The organism is Aeromicrobium duanguangcaii, assembly GCF_024508295.1.
Classification (GTDB): domain Bacteria; phylum Actinomycetota; class Actinomycetes; order Propionibacteriales; family Nocardioidaceae; genus Aeromicrobium; species Aeromicrobium duanguangcaii.
Map to the genome: position 1 here is coordinate 508,472 of NZ_CP101990.1, position 20,743 is coordinate 529,214.

General features: G+C 71.3%; 19 protein-coding genes. 11 read left to right on the forward strand and 8 right to left on the reverse strand.

The features are described 5' to 3' along the window. Positions 1-15 precede the first annotated feature (15 nt). A complete protein-coding gene (locus NP095_RS02590; RefSeq protein ID WP_232417606.1) occupies positions 16-1,473 on the reverse strand; it encodes an MFS transporter in 1,458 nt (485 codons plus the stop codon). A 151-nt stretch (positions 1,474-1,624) separates the two neighbouring features. Between NP095_RS02590 and NP095_RS02595 the strand changes: the two genes are divergently transcribed. The 9 genes from NP095_RS02595 (at position 1,625) to NP095_RS02635 (ending at position 10,695) form a co-directional block, all read left to right on the forward strand. Beyond that, positions 1,625-2,824: an acetyl-CoA C-acyltransferase gene (locus NP095_RS02595; protein ID WP_232417605.1), complete on the forward strand. Its 1,200-nt coding sequence runs from the start codon at positions 1,625-1,627 to the stop codon at positions 2,822-2,824. Beyond that, a complete protein-coding gene (locus NP095_RS02600; RefSeq protein WP_232417604.1) occupies positions 2,824-3,660 on the forward strand; it encodes an enoyl-CoA hydratase-related protein in 837 nt (278 codons plus the stop codon). Before NP095_RS02595 ends, NP095_RS02600 begins: the two co-directional genes overlap by 1 nt. Before the next feature lie 22 nt (positions 3,661-3,682). Beyond that, positions 3,683-3,982 (forward strand): putative quinol monooxygenase, encoded by a 300-nt coding sequence (locus NP095_RS02605; RefSeq protein ID WP_232417603.1) that lies wholly within the window; start codon positions 3,683-3,685, stop codon positions 3,980-3,982. Then, the gene (locus tag NP095_RS02610) at positions 3,966-4,655 is read left to right on the forward strand and encodes a TetR/AcrR family transcriptional regulator (protein WP_232417602.1); all 690 of its coding nucleotides are present in this window, start codon (positions 3,966-3,968) and stop codon (positions 4,653-4,655) included. Before NP095_RS02605 ends, NP095_RS02610 begins: the two co-directional genes overlap by 17 nt. An 84-nt stretch (positions 4,656-4,739) precedes the next feature. Further along, the gene (locus NP095_RS02615; protein WP_232417601.1) at positions 4,740-5,957 is read left to right on the forward strand and encodes an acyl-CoA dehydrogenase family protein; all 1,218 of its coding nucleotides are present in this window, start codon (positions 4,740-4,742) and stop codon (positions 5,955-5,957) included. Beyond that, positions 5,950-7,119 (forward strand): acyl-CoA dehydrogenase family protein, encoded by a 1,170-nt coding sequence (locus tag NP095_RS02620; RefSeq protein ID WP_232417600.1) that lies wholly within the window; start codon positions 5,950-5,952, stop codon positions 7,117-7,119. Before NP095_RS02615 ends, NP095_RS02620 begins: the two co-directional genes overlap by 8 nt. Next, on the forward strand, positions 7,116-8,177 hold the full coding sequence (locus tag NP095_RS02625; RefSeq protein ID WP_232417599.1) for an acyl-CoA dehydrogenase family protein: 1,062 nt from the start codon (positions 7,116-7,118) through the stop codon (positions 8,175-8,177). The genes NP095_RS02620 and NP095_RS02625 overlap by 4 nt, the downstream gene beginning before the upstream one ends. A gap of 41 nt (positions 8,178-8,218) precedes the next feature. Beyond that, entirely contained in the window at positions 8,219-8,989 is a 771-nt protein-coding gene (locus NP095_RS02630) for an SDR family oxidoreductase (RefSeq protein ID WP_232417598.1), read from the forward strand. A gap of 149 nt (positions 8,990-9,138) precedes the next feature. Next, complete coding sequence (locus NP095_RS02635; protein WP_232417597.1) at positions 9,139-10,695, forward strand: ABC transporter substrate-binding protein; 1,557 nt, start codon at positions 9,139-9,141, stop codon at positions 10,693-10,695. Positions 10,696-10,752: 57 nt separating this feature from the next. Here NP095_RS02635 and NP095_RS02640 read toward each other — a convergent pair whose 3' ends face one another. Beyond that, positions 10,753-12,270 (reverse strand): ATP-dependent DNA ligase, encoded by a 1,518-nt coding sequence (locus tag NP095_RS02640; protein ID WP_232417596.1) that lies wholly within the window; start codon positions 12,268-12,270, stop codon positions 10,753-10,755. Positions 12,271-12,330: 60 nt separating this feature from the next. Between NP095_RS02640 and NP095_RS02645 the strand changes: the two genes are divergently transcribed. Next, positions 12,331-12,948, forward strand: coding sequence for a hypothetical protein (locus NP095_RS02645; protein ID WP_232417595.1), 618 nt, complete (start codon positions 12,331-12,333; stop codon positions 12,946-12,948). 4 nt (positions 12,949-12,952) lie between these two features. Here the strand turns inward: NP095_RS02645 and NP095_RS02650 are convergent, their stop codons facing one another. From NP095_RS02650 to truA, 5 genes are all read right to left on the reverse strand, one after another. Continuing rightward, on the reverse strand, positions 12,953-16,141 hold the full coding sequence (locus tag NP095_RS02650; protein WP_232417594.1) for an acetyl-CoA carboxylase family protein: 3,189 nt from the start codon (positions 16,139-16,141) through the stop codon (positions 12,953-12,955). 86 nt (positions 16,142-16,227) lie between these two features. Further along, positions 16,228-16,806, reverse strand: coding sequence for a class I SAM-dependent methyltransferase (locus NP095_RS02655; protein WP_232417593.1), 579 nt, complete (start codon positions 16,804-16,806; stop codon positions 16,228-16,230). Continuing rightward, positions 16,803-17,180 (reverse strand): MmcQ/YjbR family DNA-binding protein, encoded by a 378-nt coding sequence (locus NP095_RS02660; protein WP_232417592.1) that lies wholly within the window; start codon positions 17,178-17,180, stop codon positions 16,803-16,805. Before NP095_RS02660 ends, NP095_RS02655 begins: the two co-directional genes overlap by 4 nt. A 4-nt stretch (positions 17,181-17,184) precedes the next feature. Beyond that, positions 17,185-17,646 (reverse strand): NUDIX domain-containing protein, encoded by a 462-nt coding sequence (locus tag NP095_RS02665; protein ID WP_232417591.1) that lies wholly within the window; start codon positions 17,644-17,646, stop codon positions 17,185-17,187. After that, entirely contained in the window at positions 17,646-18,428 is a 783-nt protein-coding gene (truA, locus tag NP095_RS02670; RefSeq protein ID WP_255668999.1) for a tRNA pseudouridine(38-40) synthase TruA, read from the reverse strand. The genes NP095_RS02665 and truA overlap by 1 nt, the downstream gene beginning before the upstream one ends. Before the next feature lie 72 nt (positions 18,429-18,500). On the opposite strand from truA, the gene NP095_RS02675 reads away from it, so the two are divergent. After that, the gene (locus tag NP095_RS02675) at positions 18,501-19,718 is read left to right on the forward strand and encodes a purple acid phosphatase family protein (protein ID WP_232417589.1); all 1,218 of its coding nucleotides are present in this window, start codon (positions 18,501-18,503) and stop codon (positions 19,716-19,718) included. A 6-nt stretch (positions 19,719-19,724) separates the two neighbouring features. Here NP095_RS02675 and NP095_RS02680 read toward each other — a convergent pair whose 3' ends face one another. Then, complete coding sequence (locus NP095_RS02680; RefSeq protein WP_232417588.1) at positions 19,725-20,687, reverse strand: winged helix-turn-helix transcriptional regulator; 963 nt, start codon at positions 20,685-20,687, stop codon at positions 19,725-19,727. Between the last annotated feature and the right edge of the window lie 56 nt (positions 20,688-20,743).

Sequence of the window (20,743 nt, forward strand, 5' to 3'; positions counted from 1 at the left end):
TCGTCGTTCGCCGAGTCAAACGGTGCGCTGTGGGTCGGGGCCGGTTGTCTGGGCGGCCAACGTTTGGCGGCGGGGGATGCCCACGGCCGTGATGAGGACGCTGAGAGCCATGGTCGCCGCCCCGATCGAGAAGACGATGACGAACACCGATTCGTGCGGGTGGTCGTCGGGCATCAGGTGACCCGCGATCAGCGCGACCACCAAGGCGCTGCCGAGGGCGCTGCCTGCGGACCGGGTGATCGAGGCCATCGCGTTCGCCAGTGCCGTCTCGTGGGGGCGGACCACGGCGGTGACGACGGCGGGCACGGCGGCGAAGCCCATGCTGAAGGCCGCGTTCGTGATGACGCCGCCCAAGATCACCTGCCAGGCCCGGTCGTGGAACGCCAGGAGCTGCAGGTAGCCGAGCAGGCCCACGACCGAAGAGGCGAGCAGCGTGGCGCGGCCTCCGAACCGGCTGACCCACATCCCGCCCAACGGCGAGGCGATGATGCCGATGCTCGCGGCGGGGAGCAGGTAGACCAGGCTCGTCTCGAGCACCGACGCCGAGAAGCCGTGGCCGTGGCTCTCGGGCACCTGGACGAGCGCGGTGATCGCCAGGAAGATCAGGAACATCCCGAACCCGATGAAGAAGCCGATCGCGTTGGCCGACGCCAGGGTCCGGTCACGCAGCATCGCGATCGGGACCAGCGGCTCACGCACCCGGTTCTCGACCGTGAGCCAGGCGGCGAAGGTCACGACCGACCCGCCGAGGCAGCCGGCGGTCGCGACGCTCGTCCAACCCCAGTCGTTGCCCTGGGTCATGGCCAGCAGCAGCAGGATCAGGGCGACGCCCAGCAGGAACCCGCCGATCCAGTCGACCCGGCCGGTGCGGTGCGGGCGGTCGCGGGGGATGACCGCGACGGCCAGGACCAGCAACACCAGTGCCACGGTCAGCGTGAACCAGAAGATGTTGCGATAGTCGCGGTCGCCGTGCGTGAGGATGCCGGTCAGGACGAGTCCGGCTCCGGCCCCGACGCTGATCGCGCCGGTCAGGAAGGACAGCCCCAGCGGCAGCCGCCGGGCGTCGAGGTGGTCGCGCAGGATCCCCACCGACAGTGGGAAGAGGCAGAACGAGGCGCCCTGCACCGCACGGGCGACCAGCAGCAGCCAGTAGGAGGAGGTCGCGGCGGCCAGCAGGGACCCGGCGGCGACCGCGACGACGACCACGAGCACGAGACGACGGCGACCGTGGAGATCGCCGGACTTGCTCAGGACGGGGGTCAGCACCGCAGCGGCCAGCAGGTTGATCGTGACGACCCAGCCGATCGCGGCGGTCGAGACCTCGAGGTCGCGGCTCATCTTGCCCAGTACGGGGACCGCCATCGTCTGCAGCAGTGCGGTGACGGTGGATAGCAGGGCCAGGACGCAGACCAGCGCCGCGCCGGATGTCCGCGCCGGGCGGTCGGCCCGGCGACGCGTGGTGTTCGGTGACATCGGCGTCCCCGCTCGCTTCCTGCGCCGCGGCGCGTGGTTGACAATCGGGCGGTACCCCGCCAAAGTTGAAACTGAAGTAAGATTCATGTTAGCCCCATCACGTCCGGGGCGCGAGCACTATTTCCATCGACTTCGAGCAGAGGACACGTCCATGAGAGAGGCTGTTGTCGTCTCGACCGCCCGCACCCCGATCGGCAAGGCCTATCGCGGGGCGTTCAACAACACCCAGGCCCAGCAGCTGGCCGGCCACGCCATCGCGGAGGCCGTGAAGCGCGCCGGCATCGACGGCTCCGAGGTCGAGGACGTCGTCCTGGGCGCGGCGATGCAGCAGGGCAGCTCCGGCTTCAACATCGCCCGGCAGGGCGCGCTGCGCGCCGGGCTGCCGACCTCCGTGGCCGGCATGACGGTCGACCGCCAGTGCGCCTCGGGCCTCATGGCGATCGCGACCGCCGCCAAGCAGATCGTCCACGACGGCATGGACATCACCGTCGGCGGCGGCGTGGAGTCGATCTCGCTCGTGCAGAACGAGCACATGAACGGCCACCGCGCGAACGACCCCTGGCTGGAGGAGCGCCGGCCCGATCTGTACATGCCGATGCTGCAGACCGCCGAGATCGTGGCCGAGCGCTACGGCGTCAGCCGCGACGCCCAGGACGAGTTCGCACTGCTGTCGCAGCAGCGCACGGCCGCCGCCCAGGCGGCCGGCCGGTTCGACGCCGAGATCGTGCCGTTCGAGTCGGTCCAGCTGGTCCAGGATCGCGAGACCAAGCAGATCAGCGAGCAGCGCGTCACGCTGGCGAAGGACGAGGGCAACCGTCCGTCGACGACCCGCGAGTCGCTCGCGGGGCTGTCCGCGGTGCTGCCCGACGGCCAGGTGACGCAGGTGTCGAGCGTGACCGCCGGCAACGCCTCGCAGCTCTCCGACGGCGCGTCCGCCTCGGTGCTGATGGAGGCCAAGGTCGCCGAGCAGCGCGGCGCGGAGGTGCTCGGCGTCTACCGCGGTATGGCCGTCGCGGGCTGCGATCCCGACGAGATGGGCATCGGCCCGGTCTTCGCGATCCCGAAGCTGCTCAAGCACCACGGGCTCACGGTCGACGACATCGGTCTGTGGGAGCTCAACGAGGCGTTCGCGTCGCAGGCGCTGTACTGCCGCGAGGCACTCGAGATCGACCCCGAGCGCTACAACGTCAACGGCGGCGCGATCTCGGTCGGCCACCCGTACGGCATGACCGGCGCACGCCTTGTGGGCCACTCGCTCATCGAGGGCAAGCGCCGCGGCGTGCGGTACGTCGTCATCTCGATGTGCATCGGCGGCGGCATGGGCGCCGCGGGCCTGTTCGAGGTCGCCTGATGCCGGCGCAGCTCATCGGTGGCACCAGCACCGACGACGACGTCTACGGCGAGGTCGGCGACGGCATCGGCACGATCACGCTGAACCGTCCCGACCGTCGCAACGCCCTGTCCGACGCGATGATCGCGGGCCTGGAGTCGCTCCTCGACGCGATGCAGGAGTCGCCGGAGGTCGGCGTCATCGTCATCACGGGCGCCGGCAGGGCGTTCTGCTCCGGCGGCGACGTCCAGGATTTTGACGCCAAGGGTGGCGAGGGCGGCGGCGGCAACGAGGTGGACGCTGCGGCCGTCGAGGCCCAGCGGCAGGCGCAGCGCGCGACGGTCGCCAAGATCTACCGCAGTCGCAAGCCCGTGATCGCTGCGATCCCGGGTGCCGCGGCCGGCGCCGGCCTGGGCCTGGCTCTGGCCGCCGACTTCCGCATCGGCAGCGAGCGGGCCGTCTTCGCGACCGCGTTCGGCGCGGTCGGCCTGTCAGGCGACTTCGGCGTGGCGTGGCTGCTCAACGACATCGTGGGTCCGGTCAAGGCACGTGAGCTGATGCTGCTGAACCCGCGGGTCCGCGCCGAGGAGGCTCGCGCGCTCGGCCTGCTCAACGAGGTCGTGCCCGAGGACGAGTTCGACGGCCGGGTGCGCGCTCTGGCCGAGCAGCTGGCGAGCGGGCCTGCGCAGGCCTATGAGTACATGCTGGACAACCTCGACCGTGCGCCCCGCGTGAGCCTCGAGGAGAGCATGGACGCCGAGGTGCCGCTGCACAAGGCGACCGGCCTGACCGAGGACCACATCGGCGCGGTCCGCGCCTTCGTCGAGAAGCGCACGCCGACCTTCGGTCGGCGCTGACCATCAACCCGAGAGGAACCGCATGATCAACGTGACCGCGGCCGTGACGGTCCGCGAGGGCCGCGCCGCCGACTTCGAGGCGGCCGTCGCCGACGCCCGTCCGGGCATGCTCGCCGATCCCGGCTGCACGCGCTGGGACCTGCAGCGGGTCAGCCGGTCCGAGGTGGACTACGTGCTGCTGGAGGAGTACGTCGACGGTGACGCCCTGCGCCGCCACGGACAGTCGGCCGAGTTCGTCGCCTTTGGCGAGGTCCTCAAGGACATGATCGCGGGCCCGCCCGTCCTCTCGGTGTTGAAGCCGGTCGGTGAGCAGTCCCGCTAGCGGACGGCCCGAGGTCCACGGGGCGGGTTCGCTGGTCGACGAGCGACAGGTCCGGGCGCTGCCCGTGACCGCGCGCGGCCAGCGAACCCGCGAGTCCCTGGTCGCGGCGGCGCGGCAGGTGTTCGAGCGCGACGGCTTCATCAACTCGCGCCTCACGGACATCGCCCGCGAGGCCCGCACGTCGATCGGGACGTTCTACACGTACTTCGACAGCAAGGACGAGATCTTCACCGCCGTCCTGCAGGTCGCGCAGGACGACATGCTCCACCCGGGCCTGCCGCGGGTGGAGGAGGACCCGCAGAACATCGCCGCGGTCCTCGAGGCGTCCAACCGCGCCTACTTCGAGGCGTACCGACGCAACGCCCAGCTCATGGTCCTGCTCGAGCAGGTGGCCACGATCAACCCCGACTTCCGCGACCTGCGGATCCAGCGCGCCAAGGTCTTCACGACGCGGGTCATGCGCTGGGTCGAGTCGATGCAGGAGTCCGGCGTGGCCGACCGGAGCCTCGATCCGCTCATGACGTCGCGCGCGCTGACCAGCATGGTGAGCCGGCTGGCGTACTACTCCTTCGCACTGGGCGAGGAGTGGGACGTCGAGGCCATGGTCGAGACCTCCACGAAGCTGTGGTTCAACGCTCTCGGGATGACGCTGCCCGGCCCCACGGCCGACTGATCGCGCCGGGCGAGCGGGGCATTGCCACCGCGGCATCCACGCGCTAGCCTGAGTTGAATCTGAATTCATCTTTGGGAGACTGCCGTGGAATTTGCCTACGACGCCACCACCAACGACCTGATCGAGCGGCTGACCTCGTTCATGGACGAGTTCGTCTATCCCGCCGAGGCGACGTTCTGGGAGCAGCTCGAGGCCGCTCCCGACGTGTGGTCGCCCCCGCCGGTGATCGAGGGCCTCAAGTCCGAGGCGAAGCAGCGCGGCCTGTGGAACCTGTTCCACCCGGGCGCCGAGGGCGCCGGCCTGACGAACCTGCAGTACGCACCTCTGTGCGAGATCATGGGCCGCAGCCTCCACATCGCCCCCACGGCCACGAACTGCGCCGCGCCGGACACCGGCAACATGGAGGTGCTGAGCATGTTCGGCACCGAGGAGCAGAAGCAGCAGTGGCTCGAGCCGCTGCTGGCCGGTGAGATCCGCTCGGCCTTCGCGATGACCGAGCCGGCCGTCGCCAGCTCGGACGCGACCAACATCGAGACCTCGATCGTGCGCGACGGCGACGAGTACGTCATCAACGGCCGCAAGTGGTTCATCTCCGGCGCGATGAACCCGAACGCCAAGATCATGATCGTCATGGGCAAGACCGACCCGAACGCGTCGCGTCACCGCCAGCAGTCCCAGATCCTCGTGCCCCGGGACACCCCGGGCGTCGACATCCGGCGCGGGATGCGCGTCTTCGGCTACGACGACCGCGATCACGGCGGCCACGCCGAGGTCGTCTTCACCGACGTGCGCGTGCCGGTCTCGAACCTCATCGCGGGGGAGGGCGAGGGCTTCGCGATCGCCCAGGCCCGCCTCGGGCCCGGCCGCATCCACCACTGCATGCGCTTGATCGGCATCGCCGAGCGCAGCCTCGAGCTGATGGTCGCGCGCGCCAACGACCGCGTCGCCTTCGGCAAGCCCCTGAGCGAGCAGGGCGTGATCCGCGACTGGATCGCCGAGTCGCGCGTCAAGATCGAGCAGATCCGGCTGCTGACCCTCAAGGCCGCATGGCTCATGGACACGGTGGGCAACAAGGGCGCGCACACCGAGATCCAGGCGATCAAGATCGCCGCTCCCCGCACGGTGGAGTGGATCGTCGACAAGGCCATCCAGGTCCACGGCGGTGGCGGCCTGAGCCAGGACTTCCCGATCGCCGAGTGGTTCGCCCAGGTGCGGACGCTGCGGTTCGCCGACGGACCCGACGAGGTCCACAAGAACGCGCTGGCGCGTCACGAGCTGCGGAAGGTGGCCTCGCGTGACTGACGTGCGCGCGGAGGTGGCGGCGCTCCTGGCCCGCTTCGACCTCCAGACCGTCGACCCCGTCGAGTTCCTCGGCGCCAGATTCGATGCCGGCCTGGCGTGGGTGCACTTCCCCGTCGGGCGTGGCGGTCTGGGGCGTCCCCGCGACGAGCAGCAGGTCGTCGAGCAGCTGTTGGCCGAGGCCGGCGCACCGGCGCCCGATCTCGGCCTCAACAGCATCGGCCTGGGCATGGCAGCCCCGACCCTGATCGCCTTCGGCACCCCCGAGCAGCAGGACCGCTACCTGCGGCCGCTGTTCACATGCGAGGAGATCTGGTGCCAGTTGTTCAGTGAGCCCGGAGCCGGGTCCGACCTGGCCGGCGTGGCGACCCGCGCCGTCCTCGACGGCGACACCTGGGTCGTGAACGGCCAGAAGGTCTGGACCTCCGGCGCCCAGAACGCCCAGCGGGCGATCCTCGTGGCGCGGACCGATCCGACGGTCGTCAAGCACGCCGGCCTGTCGTACTTCGTCGTCGACATGAGCGACCCGGGGGTGGACGTGCGTCCACTGCGCCAGATCACCGGCGAGGCCGAGTTCAACGAGGTCTTCCTCAACGACGTGCGCGTCCCGGACGCCGACCGCGTGGGAGCGGTGGGAGCCGGGTGGCGCGTCGCCACGACCACCCTCAACAACGAGCGCGTGGCCATCGGCAGCGGCGCGGATCGCGAGGCCGGGCAGATCGGCATCGTCACCGAGCGCTGGCGGCGCGATCCGTCCGTGCGCTCGGCGGCCGAGCACGACCGGCTGATGTCCTGGTGGGTCGAGACCGAGGTGACCCGTCTGGCCGGCGAGCGGCTGCGCCAGCAGCTGGCGATGGGCCAGCCGGGACCCGAGAGCTCGGCGATGAAGCTGGCGTTCGCGAAGCAGGCCCAACAGGTCTCGGGCTTCGCCCTGGAGCTCGATCCCGACGCGGGCCTGCAGTACGACGACTGGACGATGGTCCGGACCGGCTCGGCCAGCTTCCTGGGCCGCGGTCCGGGATTCCGCTACCTGCGCGCCAAGGGCAACTCGATCGAGGGCGGGACGTCCGAGATCATGCGCAACGTCGTGTCCGAGCGTGTCCTGGGCCTGCCCGCCGACCACCGCCCCGACAAGGGCGTTCCCTTCAACGAGGTGGCCCGATGACAGACCTGCTCTATTCGGATGTCGAGGAGTCGCTGCGCTCGAGCGTGCGCGGTGCCCTGAAGCGCACCGTCGATCCTTCGACCGTCGCGGCGCTCTACGACGCTCCGGACACCGACGTCTCGCCGGCTTGGTCCGCCCTCGCGGGCGACCTCGGCCTGGCAGGACTGCTGGTCCCCGAGGAGCGGGGCGGCGCGGGCGCGAGTGCGCGCGAGGCCTCCGTCGTGCTCGAGGAGCTGGGCCGCGCCGTGGCGCCGGTGCCGTTCCTGGAGAGCGCCGTCATCGCGACCACCGCGCTGCTGGCCGTCGACGCCCGAGACGTCCTGCCGCAGGTCGCCTCGGGCGACCGTCGCGCCGTCCTCGTCCTGCCGTGGTCGGCCCGCGCGGGGGCTTGGTCGGCGGGGGAGGCCGTCACGGCTCCGGTCGCCGGCGCCCTCGGCGCCGATCTGTTCCTCGTGCCGACCTCGGTCGACGGGACCGTGCGGCTGGTGCTGCACGAGACCGCCGACGTCACGCCGCTCACGTCCCTCGACATGAGCCGGCCGCTGGCGTCGGTCGCGCCGACGGACGAGGGACGCGTGCTGGCCGAGGGCGAGGCCGCGGTCGCGGCCGTCGATGCCGCGCTGGCCGCTGGCGCCGCGCTGCTCGCCTCCGAGCAGCTGGGTGTCGCGCAGTGGTGCCTGGAGACGACGGTGGAGTACGCCAAGACGCGCATCCAGTTCGCCCGGCCGATCGGCTCGTTCCAGGCGATCAAGCACCGGCTCGCCGATCTCTACCTCGAGGTCACGCAGGCACAGGCCGCCGCCCGGTACGCCGCGGACACGCTGGCCGCGCAAGATCCCGACGCGCCCGTCGCGCAGGCGGTCGCCCAGTCCTACTGCTCCGACGTCGCGGTGCACGCCGCCGAGGAGGCCCTGCAGCTGCACGGCGGCATCGGCATGACGTGGGAGCACGGGGTGCACCTGTACCTCAAGCGCGCCAAGTCCGACCAGCTCGCGCTCGGCACGCCCGCGGCGCACCGGGCCGACCTGGCCGGACTCGTCGACCTCCCGCAGCACTGATCTCACACCACGACAGACTCATCACCACAGAAGGGACCACCATGGACACCGCAGCACTGTTCAGTCTCGAAGGCCGCTCGGCCCTCATCACCGGCGGCTCGCGCGGCATCGGCAAGATGATCGCGGAGGGCTTCCTGAGCCAGGGCGCTCGCGTGTACATCTCGGCGCGCAAGGCCGAGGCGTGCGACGCGGCGGCCGAGGAGCTCTCGCAGTACGGCCAGTGCATCTCGCTGCCGGCCGACGTCTCGACGCTCGACGGCATCAACGACCTCGTCGCCCGCTACCGCGAGCACGAGTCGAGCCTGGACATCCTCGTCAACAACGCCGGCGCCGCGTGGGGAGCCCCGTTCGACGAGTTCCCCGAGTCCGGCTGGGACAAGGTCATGGACCTCAACGTGAAGTCGCTCTTCTTCCTCACGCAGGCCCTCAAGTCCGACCTCGTCGCCGCGTCTGGCGACCACCTGGCGAAGGTCATCAACATCGCGTCGATCGACGGGATCAGCCTGAACCCGCAGGAGACGTACTCGTACCACGCGAGCAAGGCGGGCGTGATCCAGCTGACCCGCCGGATGGCCATCCGCCTGATCGAGGACCGGATCGCCGTCAGCGGCATCGCGCCGGGCGCCTTCGCCTCGAACATGAACAAGGACGCGCGCGACCGCGGCGACGAGATCAAGGACTCCATCCCCGCCGGTCGGATCGGCGATCCCGAGGACATGGCGGCTGCCGCGATCTACCTGGCCGCACGGTCGGGCGATTACGTGGTCGGTTCGACGATCACGGTCGACGGAGGCGTCACCCACGCCCGCTGACGCCGCTGTACCCAGCCCTCCCGGTCTCCCCACGAAGGAGATCGGGAGGGCTTTTCTAAAGTTGAACTCAATATTGACTCCGGCCCCGTCGTCCTTCAAGATGGGGCGAACGTGTGAGCACGATCACAGCCCCTTGGAGGAGAACGACGATGGCAAGAACCAGTGCAGCGGTGGTGCTCGGGACCGTCGCAGTGATGGCCCTGAGCGCCTGCGGAGGCGAGGCGAAGGGCTCGAACGGCGCGGCCGGCGAGGTCCCGGAGAGCATCGTCATGGACCTGCGCAACGACATCGACACCTTCGACCCGGCGATCTCGTCGTCCGACCAGGGCTCGATGCAGCTGTTCGAGGCGCTCTACGACACGCCCGTCCGACAGGACCACGAGACCGGAGGGGTCTCCCCGGCCATGGCGACGACGTGGGATGTCACGCCCACGAAGATCGTCTTCACCCTGCGCCCCGACCTGAAGTGCAGCGACGGCTCCGACCTGCTGCCGTCGGACGTCGCCAAGAACATGCAGCGGCTCGCCGACCCGGAGTCCGGGTCGCCGTTCACCGGTCGCCTCTTCGGTCCCGGGGGAGCCAAGTCGATCGTCGGCGACGACGACGCGGACACCCTCACGATCGAGGTCAACCAGCCGCACGCAGACATGCTCGAGTCGATGACCAACGCCTTCGTGGTGTGCCCCCGAGGGCTGGCCGACCTCGAGGGTCTGGGTACTGCGCCGCAGGGATCGGGCCCGTACAAGATTGCCTCGATGAAGCGTGGTGACGAGTACGTGCTCGAGGCCTGGGACTCCCCGGCGATCACCGACGAGGACGCCGTGCCACCGAAGATCACGATGCGCGTGGTCACGTCCGACTCGACGCGAGCCAACCTGTTCGAGACCGGAGCGACCGACATCGCCGCCATCCTCGGTCGGGACAACGAGCGCCTCGTCCGCAAGCACGACCCGATCCAGGGCAAGGCCTTCGGCGCCGACGCCATCTCCTTCAACGAACGCCCGGGACGGCCGTTCGCCGACGAGCGCCTGCGTCGCGCCGTAGCCCATGCCGTCGATCCGGAGGGGTTCACCAAGGCGGCGTCGTTCGGCCTGGGCGAGCCCACCCGCACGTTCATCACCGAGAACATGAACTGCCACACCCCCGAGAACGGTGAGGTCACGCCGCAGTTCGACCTCGACCGGGCGAAGGCCGAGCTCAAGGCGGCCGGCTACGGCCCCGGCGGCAAGGAGCTGACCATCAAGATGCTCGGCTACGACGTGCAGAACTCCGGACCGGAGTACTTGGCCGACGCGATCCGTCAGCTGGGCGTGAAGGTCGACATCACCAGCGGCACCCAGGCCCAGGCGGCCGGGACGATCTACGCCGACAACGATGACTGGGACCTCATCGTCTACCCGTACCAGACCGCGGTCCGCACGCCCTTCCCGATGGCCACGAAGATGAGCTCGGTCTACGGCGAGGGCGGCGCGCTGAACTGGGGCCGCGTCAAGAACGCGAAGTTCGAGGCACTGGTCAAGGACAAGCTCTCGAGCGTCGAGGGTGACGAGCGCTGCGCCCTGTGGGGTCAGGCGGAGGCCGCCCTGCTCGAGCGGGTCGACTTCGTTCCCCTGATGGTCCCGGTGGCGAACTATTTCACCGACGGCCTGACGTTCGAGGCCGGCTACCGTGTCGTGAACCTGCGGAGCATCCGCAACGCGGGCTGACGCGCACGAGCCAGCAGCCCCACCGGACCCCCCCCTTCCGGTGGGGCTGTTGTCGTCCTAGGTGCCTGCGAGCGCGCGGACCGTCTCGATCGTGTCGGCCTCGGCCGGCGACTTGTCGTCGCGATAGCGGACCACGCGCGCGAACCGCAGGGCGAGGCCGCCGGGGTAGCGCGTGGAGCGCTGGAGTCCGTCGAAGGCGGTCTCGACGACCTGCTCGGGACGCACGTGGACGACGTGCCCCTCGCGATGCGTCTCCAGTTCGAGGAAGCGCTCGGTCTGCCAGGCGAGCATCTCGTCGGTCATGCCCTTGAACGTCTTGCCGAGCATCACGAACCCGGTGGGGGAGGACTCGTCGCGGGCGCCGAGATGGATGTTGGACAGCCAGCCCCGGCGCCGTCCGGAGCCCCACTCGACCGCCAGGACGACCAGGTCGAGGGTGTGCACCGGCTTGACCTTGACCCAGGCCGCGCCGCGCCGGCCCGCCGCGTAGGGCGCGGAGAGGTCCTTGAGGACGACGCCCTCGTGACCGGCCGCGACGGTCTCGACGGCGAACGCGTCGGCCGCCTCAGGGTCCGAGGTGACGAGGCGACGGACACGGTGCGGCTCGGGCACCAGCGCATCGAGGGCGGCGAGGCGCTCGTGACCGGGTGCGTCGAGCAGGTCACGGCCGTCGAGGTGGAGGAGATCGAAGAAGTGCGGCGCGATCGCGACGCCGGCGCCCTGGGCCGTGCGGCTGGCGGTGTCCTGGAAGGCCAGCGGGCGGCCGTCGGCGTTCAGGGCCAGCGCCTCGCCGTCGAGCACGAACCGGTCGGCGGGCAGCGATCGGGCGATCTCGACCACCTCGGGCAGCCGGGCGGTGATGTCGTCGAGGCTGCGGGTGACCACGAGCACGGCGTCGCCGTCACGGTGGACCTGGATGCGGATCCCGTCGAGCTTGGCGTCGACGGCGACCTCGGTGCGGCCGTCGGGGGAGAGGCTGGCCATGGCTGCCGCCACGTCGGGCGCGCTGGAGGCCAGCATCGGCATGACCGGCCGGCCGACCTCGAGGCCGATCGCGGCCAGTGCCCCCTCGCCCTCGAAGGCGGCTGCGGCGGCGGCGACCGTGCTGCCGGCGAGCATCGCCGCGCGGCGGACGGTGGCCACCGGGACCTCGGCGACCTGCGCGACCGCCTCCTGCGTGACGGCGTCGAGCGCGCCCTGGCGCAGGTTGCCCGTGACGATGGCCCGCAGCCACTCCTGCTCGGCGGCGGTGGCTCGTCCGAACAGGTCGGCGACGGCCTGCCGGCGCGCGTCCTGCGACCCGGGTCCGGACAGCCGCGACATCACCTCGAACGCCTCATCGACCTCGAGGACGCTGAGCGAGGGCTCGTCGGCCGGTGGCACCGTCGCGCTCACGCCCCGCCAGCCCAAGCCGGTGCGTCGCTGGCGCAGCGCACCGCCGAGGTAGGACACGACGGTCGCGAGCTCGTCAGGCTCGACGCGGCGGAGCAGGTCGGCGAGCAGCGCGACCTTCGCCTTCCGCGATCGGGTGGCGGCGACCTCGGAGGAGGTGGCGACGAGCTCGGCGAGCAGCATGCCCCCATCCTGCCGCTCGTCACGGACAGTCGCTGGCCCCGAACGGGCAGGATGGGGAACGTGAAGACCGGTCGGATCAGGGAGCGCTTCGCCGGCCGGATCGCCGGGGTCGGCAGCACGAGCGGCATCCGGGTCGTCGTCGGCCGTTGGGACTCCTCACCGTGGGGCGCGTTCGCGGACGTGATGCTCGAGGACGCGACCGGTCATCGCGTCCTGCTGGCGCCGTCCGACCGGGTGCAGGACTTCGTCGCGGCGACCTACGCGTTCGACGAGCACGTCATCGAGCCCGTGGCGGTGACGGACACTGCCGACGGATGGGAGGTCTCGACGCCGTCACTGACGCTGCGCCTGGTCTTCGGAGGTCGGACGCCGCTGGGTGCGCTGCTCGGACTCGTGCCGCCGCGCGTCGCGACCGCGCCCGCATGGTGCTCGGCCATCGACCCGGTCGCGCGGGTCGTGATGAAGGGCGTGCGCACGCGCGGAACCGCCGGCAACGACCGCCGCGAGTGGTACGGCGCGACGTCGGTCGTCTCCGTCGACTCGATCGACGGCAGCTGGCGGGGGACCGACCTCGGGGCTCTCGCCCCGGTCGACCCGCCCTGCCGCTTCGGCTTCTCGAGCACCCCCGCGACGCCGTCGGTGACGAGGGTCGTGACGACGATCGAGCGGTTGGCCTAGCCCGTCACCAGGTGTCGACGTAGCGGTGCGATCCCTCGCCGGACCAGTCGCCGAGGGTCGCCACGATCCAGCGACGCGTGTCGGCCGGGTCGATGACCTCGTCCAGCTCGAGCTTCATCGCGCCGTTGATCGCCTTGCCGGCCTCGTAGTGCTGGGCGACGAGCTCCTCGTAGCGCTCGGCCCGGGCCTGCTCGTCCTCGATGGCGGCCAGCTCCTTGGAGAAGCCGAGCCGGACCGCACCCTCGAGCCCCATGCCCCCGATCTCACCCGTCGGCCACGAGACCGTGGCGGTGGTCTGTGCGAAGCCGCCAGCGGCCATCGCCTGCGCGCCCAGCCCGTAGGCCTTGCGCAGGACGATCGTCGTGATCGGCACCGTCAGGTGCGAGGCGATCACGAACAGCCGGCTGAAGTGGCGGACGGTCGCGGTCTGCTCGCTCTCGGGCCCGACCATGAAGCCGGGGGTGTCACACAGCGAGACGACCGGCAGGCCGTGCGCGTCGCACAGCTGCAGGAAGCGGGCCATCTTGTCGGCGGCGTCGGCGTCGATCGCGCCGCCGAGGTGGGCGGGATTGTTCGCGACCAGGCCGTAGGGACGGCCCTCGATCCGCACCAGGGCGGTGATCGCGCCGGTGCCGAACTCGCGGCGCAGCTCGAGCACGCTGTCGGTGTCGACGAGGGCGTCGATGACGGTGCGGATGTCGTAGACCTGCTTGCGGTTCTCGCCGATGACGTGGCGCAGGCGCCGCTGATCGGCGGCGTCCCACGCGGTACGGCCACCCTGGAAGTAGGAGAGGTAGCGCTGGGCCACGCTGATCGCCTCGGCGTCATCGCCGACGACGATGTCGACCACCCCGTTCGGGGCCTGGACCGACATCGGGCCGATCTGCTCGGGGGTGAAGACGCCGAGTCCGCCGCCCTCGATCATCGCGGGACCGGCCATGCCGAGGTTGGAGTCCTCCGTGCCGATGATGACGTCGCAGCAGCCGAGGAGGGCCGCGTTCCCGGCGAAGCAGCGGCCCGTGAGGATGCCGACCGTCGGCACGACGCCGCTCAGCGAGCCCATCGTGGCGAAGGTCCGCACGTTCAGGCCGGCGGCCATCAGGTCGGCCGTGTCGGTGTCACCGGGGCGGCCGCCGCCGCCCTCGGCGAACAGGACCACCGGCAGCTTCCGGTCGCGGGCCAGCTCGAGCAGACGGTCGGTCTTCTTGTGGTTGAAGTAGCCCTGCGTGCCGGCGAGCACGGTGTAGTCGTACGCCAGGACGGCGCAGCGCCGCGCGTCGCCGGAGTCGTCGCCGTTGATCGTGCCGAGCCCGGTGATGATGCCGTCGGCGGGCGTGTTGTCCATGAGGTCGTCGAGGCTGCGGCGCTGCCGCTGGGCGGCGACCGTCAGCGAGCCGTACTCGGTGAAGGTGCCCTCGTCGACGAGCAGGCCGACCCACTCGCGCGCCGTGAGGTGGCCGCGGGCGTGCCGCTTCGCGACGGCCTCGGTGCGGGCGGCGTCGCGGGTGCGGGCGATCCGGTCGCGGAGCTCCGCGAGGTCCGGACGGATGTGGTCGAGGTCGATCTCTGCGTCCTCGGCGTGCTGGTGGTCGACGGAGTCGTCGGGTGCGACCACGGCGATCGGCTGACCGGCGGCCACCTGCTCACCGGCCGCGACCAGGACCTCGGTGACGGTGCCGGCGAACCCGGCGGTGACGGGGTGCTCCATCTTCATCGACTCGAGGGTGGCGAGCGGCGTCCGGGGCCCGACCGTGTCGCCGGGCTTCACCGCCACGGCCAGCACGGTGCCGTTCATGACCGAGGACACGGTGCCCGACTCGTCGGTGGTGCGCTCGGCGTCGGCCCGATCGGCGAGCAGTCGGTCGAGCCACGCCGTGGTGACCTCGCCGCTGCGGACGGCGTCGTGCGCCAGCAACTCGCGCAGGAGCGGGACGTTGGTCCGCACGCCGTCGATCCGCAGGGCGGCGACCGCCGCGTCGGCGTCGGCGCAGGCGGCCGCGTGGTCGCCCTCGGTGACGGTGACGACCTTCGCGAGGAGGGAGTCGAAGGTGCCGTCGACGACGGTGCCCGCGGCGATGCCGGTGTCGACCCGGACGCCCTCGGGGGCCGAGAAGTCGGTGACGGTGCCGGTGGTGGAGACGACCGTGCCCCCGACGACCTCCTCGGCGTTGACGCGCGACTGGATCGCGACGACGCCGGGACGGGGCTGCACGTCGGTCGGCACGCCCGCCTCGTCGAGCCCGTGGCCGGCCGCGACCAGCAGCTGGGCACGCACGAGGTCGGTGCCGGTGACCTCCTCGGTGACGGTGTGCTCGACCTGGAGCCGGGGGTTGACCTCGATGAACACCGCGTCGAGTGGACCGCCGCGGCGCAGCAGATCGGCGTTGACGAGGAACTCGACCGTGGCCAGGCCGCGGTAGCCCAGCGGAGCGATGAGTTCCTTGGCCCACGTGGTCAGCTGCTGCCGGTGCGTGTCGGTCAGCGACGGACTGGGGGCCACCTCGATCACCTTCTGGTGTCGCCGCTGGACCGAGCACTCGCGCTCACCCAGCGTGACGACGCCCGAGCCGTCGCCGAGCACCTGGACCTCGATGTGCTTGGCACTGCCGAGCAGCCGCTCGGCGTAGACGGCGGCGTTGCCGAAGGCGCGCTCGGCCTCGGAGCGGCAGCGCTCGTATGCGTCGGCGAGGTCGGCGGGGTCGGTCACCGGCCGCATGCCGCGCCCGCCGCCGCCGGAGACGGCCTTGATCATGATGCCGGAGGGGTGGCGGTCCAGCAGGGCGGCGACCTCGGCGAGGGACGCGTCGCGATCGGTGGCATCCAGCACGGGCACGCCGCGGGCGACGGCGTGCTCGCGCGCCAGACCCTTGTCGCCGAACAGCTCCAGGATCCGCGGGTCGGGACCGACGAAGCCCACCCCGGCGGCGGCGCAGGCCCGGGCCAGCTCCGCGCTCTCGCTGAGGAAGCCGTAGCCGGGGTGAACGAGGTCGGAGCCGCTCAGGACGGCGGCTCCCACGACACCTTCCACGTCGAGGTGGCCCGCGACGCCCGAGCGGGGGAGCAGCCAGCTCTCGGCGTCGGCGCTCGCCGCCTCGTCGTCGGTGTGGACGCGCTGGGCGGTCCAGCCCAACGCCCGCACCGCGCGCTCGATCCGGACGGCGATCTCGCCGCGGTTGGCGATCAGGACCTGCATCACGGGCACCTCTGAATCTGAATTCAGGTTGGACAGCGGTGGCTCACGCTACCGCCCGCCGCGGCGCGGGACAACGACCGTGACGGTCAGGGACGTCGGGCCGACAGCACCCGGAAGCCTTTGCTGCTGGCCACGCGCTCGGTGGGGTAGCCCTGGTCGATGAGCCAGCGCTGCAGCGTGTCGGCGCCGAGGTTCCTGCCCACGACGAGGCGCGCCTCGCCGCCGGGCGCGAGCCGCGGCAGCCAGGTCAGCAGCAGCTCGTGCAGGGCGGCCTTGCCGATGCGGATCGGCGGGTTGGACCAGATCGCGTCGAACTGCAGATCGTCGGGGACGTCCTGCGGCAGGGCCTGGTGGACGTCGAGGCCGGCGGCGTTGAGGGCGGTCAGCTCGAGGGCCCGCTCGTTCACGTCCACGGCCCACACCGTGCTGCCGGCCTCGGCCAGCGAGCAGGCGATCGGACCCCAGCCGCAGCCGAGGTCGAGCACGACCGAGCCGGCCGGGGGTGGAGTGCTCTCGGCCAGCAGGATCGCGGTGGCCTTGTCCAGCGAGCCCCCGGAGAACACCCCGGTGGAGGTCGCGTACTCGCGGCGGTTGCCCCAGACCTCGACCGTGACGGTGCGGCGCTCGTCGTCGGTGCGGGGCGTGGGGTCGAAGTAGTGGCTCACGCGTCGGGCTCGTTCTCGGCGGTCCAGGCGGCCAGCACGGAGGGCGTGGCCGTGACGCGCCAGGCGTCGGTCAGCAGCTCGCGCAACTCGACCGGATCGATCTCGCCCGGGCGGAACAGGACGACGTTGGGCGAGCGGTCGCGCAGGTGGTCGTTGGTGTGGAACGGCGTGGCGGCGTCCTGGATCAGGGCCTCGGCCTCGTCGTGGTCGACCTTGACCGCGACGCAGCCGGGGGAGTCGTCACGATCGCGCCACCAGGCCACGAGTCGCCCGCCGGTCTTGACCCCGGGCATGCCCCATGACGTACTGGCCTCGGTGTCGGGGAACCCCAGCAGGAAGGCCTCGATGTCGGTCCACGTCGTCGCCGCGTCCATGACGTCAGTCTGGCACGACGGGCAGACGTTCGAGGAACGTCGATTGTGCCGCGACGATGGCCTCGGCGGCCTCGTCGAGGCCGAACCACTCGACCCGGTCGAGCTCGGGGAAGGCCTGGGTCGTGCCCGATCCCGGCGGCCACTCGAGGTCGAACGTGCCGGGCACGACGGACGCGGGGTCGAGATCGGCCTCGACGGCCCACACCCGGACGTCCTTCTTGGACTGGCGCACGGTGCCCAGATCGACCCACGGACCGTCGGGAACGGGCACGCCGAGCTCCTCGAGGAACTCACGCGCGGCGGCGTCCTGCGGCTCCTCGCCGTCCTCGAGCACGCCCTTGGGGATGGACCAGGCCCGCTCGTGGCGCCGGGCCCAGAAGGGTCCGCCGAGGTGCCCCAGCAGCACCTCGCGGCGGCCGTCGCGGACCCGGTGCAGCAGGATCCCCGCGCTGAGCAGGCGGGCCATCACTCGTCCCGGCGTCGCCGTGCCTGGTCGACCCGCGCGGCCAGCTGGTCGTCGGCGGGATAGACGACCTCCTCCAGCACCAGGCCGTGCGCGGGCATGACCTTGACCCGGGGGTCGCGGACCTCGCCGGCCAGGATCTCGGCGGCGAACTCCGGCGGGAAGCGGCGCTCGCCGACGGCCACGAGGCAGCCCATCAGCGAGCGGACCATCGAGTGGCAGAACGCGTCGGCGCGCACGGTGGTGGCGATCGTCTCGCCGCCGCGCATCGTGCGCAGGGTCAGCAGGTTGCGGATCGTCGTGGCGCCCTCGCGCTGCTTGCAGAACGAGGCGAAGTCGTGCTCGCCGAGCAGGTGCTGGGCCGCCTCGTTCATGAGCTCGACGTCCAGCGGCTTCGGCATCGCGGCGACCATGCGCCGCTGCAGCGGGTCGGGCCCGGCCGGGTGGTCGGTCATCCGGTAGACGTAGCGCCGCTCGATCGCCGCGAAGCGGGCGTCGAAGTGCTCGGGCGCCTCGGTCACGCGCACGATCCGGATGTCGTCGGGGACGATGCGCCGCAGGCGCCGCTCCAGCACGCCCGGGTGGGTGTCGACGTCGACGTGGGCGACCTGGCCGCGGGCGTGGACGCCCGCGTCGGTCCGGCCCGCGCAGGTCAGGCGCGGGGGCTCGGGCAGGCGCAGCACGGTGGCGAGGGCGGACTCGATCTCGCCCTGGACCGTTCGCAGTCCCGGCTGGGTCGCCCAGCCCCTGAACTCGGTTCCGTCATAGGCCAGATCGATCCGCATGCGCACGACTCCACGGTACTGGGGACCGATTTTGCCGGTGACGGCGCGCCGGAACGGGTTTACCGTGGACGGGTGCGGACCGTGATCTCGCTGGTCGCGGCGGTACTGGGGCTCTCGGTGCTGTCGCCGCTCGCCCCTGCCGGTGCCGCGAGCTCCGGCGTGAGCCGCATGCTGCTGACACCGACCTCTGATCCGTCGACGTCGCAGTACGTCTCGTGGAGCCGTCGCTCGGCGACCTCGGGCCAGCGGGTCGTGGCCGTCGCCCGCGACGGCACGACGTTGACCGTGCCCGCGCGGCGCAAGCTCGGCACGAGCACCCGCACGGCCGGCAGCCGGCAGTACCGGTACTACGCGCGGCTGAGCGGGCTCGCGCCGTCGACGCGCTACCGCTATCGCATCGTCGGCAAGGGCTTCGCGTCGGCGTGGCGCGAGTTCACGACCGCCGGCGGCGCCTCCCAGACCTTCCGGCTGCTGCAGTTCGGCGACACCCAGATCGACAACGACGCGGTCCCGGAGCGGATCATCGACCGGGCCACCCGTCAGCACCCCGAGGCCAGGCTCCTGCTGCAGGCCGGCGACGTCGTGAACAAGCCGTGGGTGGGTCGCGAGTGGAGCGAGCTGGCCCGCGCGCTGACGCCGTCGGGGCAGCGGAGCAACTGGATCTCGTCGATCGGCAACCACGAGCAGTGCCGGCTCACGTCGCCCTGCCGCTCGGGGACGGGTCGGGGCTTCCGCTCCTACTTCCAGTTCCCGTCGAACGGGTATCCCGAGCAGCGCCGGACCTGGTTCTTCGTCGACCGCGGCCCCGCCCGGATCATCGTGCTGGACACGTTCGGCAAGGATCTCAAACGTCAGTCCGCCTTCCTGGCGAACGCCCTGCGCACGAATCGCCGCGCCTGGTCGATCGTGCTGATGCACTCCGGGCCGTTCGCCTCGCGGGGTGATCGCAAGAACACCGAGATGCGCCGCTGGTTCCTGCCGGTGATGGAGCGGTACGACGCGGACCTGGTCCTGTCGGGGCACGACCACTCGTACGCCCGGGGCCGCAAGGCCGGCGTCACCTACCTCACCTCGGTCAGCGGGCCGAAGTACTACGACTCGTCGAGCAAGGACTGGAAGCGCGGCGGCGCGACCCGCGTCAAGTCCGCGTACCGGACGTCGACCTACCAGGTCGTGACCGTCACGCCGACGAAGCTGGCGGTGCGCGCGGTCGTCGGGCACCGGGGCAAGGGCGCGAAGCCCTCGTCGAAGGTCGGGTCGACCCTGGACTCCTTCACCCTGACCCGCTGAGCGGACTCAGCTGGGCGGGTCGAGCTCGCTCATGTCGAGGCTGGTGCCGCGGAGCGGCTCGCCGCAGCGGTCGCAGGTCAGCTCGCCGACGAAGTCGGCCCCGCAAGCACGGTGCTTCTGGACCAGGGCGGGACCCTCGTCGACCGCGAACCACCGCTCGGCCCAGCCGATCGTCATGGCGATGACGGGGAAGAACGCCAGACCCTTGTCGGTGAGCCGGTACTCGGACCGCTCGGTCGAGGAGTCGGCCGTGACCTGCTCGATGATGCCGTGCTCGCGCAGGGTGCTGAGCCGGCCCGAGAGCAACGACGGCGGCAGACCGAGCGCGGCCTCGAACTCGCTGAACCGGCGCACGCCGAGCAGCGCGGCGCCCATCAGCGACCAGGACCAGCGGTTGCCGAAGATGGCCATCGTGTCCGGATAGAAGGTGTGCCCGACCGCGGTTCCGCGCGTCGAGGAACGGCGCCGCGTCGCGGTCTCGGGGACGGAGCTGCGCCATCCTCCGGCCGGTCCCCACGACGTGTCGAGGTCCCGGACGGTGACGGGGCGGTGGCACTCGCGACAGGTCAGGACCGGGGTCGTCTCCTGCCCGCAGGTGATGTGGCGCATCGGCGGCGTCTCGTAGGAGTGCTCGTGCACCCAGGTGCGCTCCCAGCCCCAGATCGCGGCCAGGATCGGCCACGTCGCGCGGCCGGAGTCGGTCAGGACGTACTCGTTGCGCGGCGGTCGCTGCTGGTACTCGTGCCGCACCATGAGGCCGGACCGGACGAGGGCCTCGAGGCGGCCGGACAGGACCGCGTGCGAGATCGGCATCCGGGTCGAGAACTCGGTGTACCGGCGGCAGCCCTGGAGGGCGAACCGCAGCAGGAACAGGGTCCACTCGTCCCCGAGAACGCCGAAGCCGCGTGAAAGGGCGTTCGGCGTGCTCGGGCCCGTGGGCTCGTCGGAGGAGTAGCCACGAATGCTCACCCGGGCATCCTAGGCGCGTCCGCACCCCGGAGCGCGAGTTGATGGTTGAGTCACTC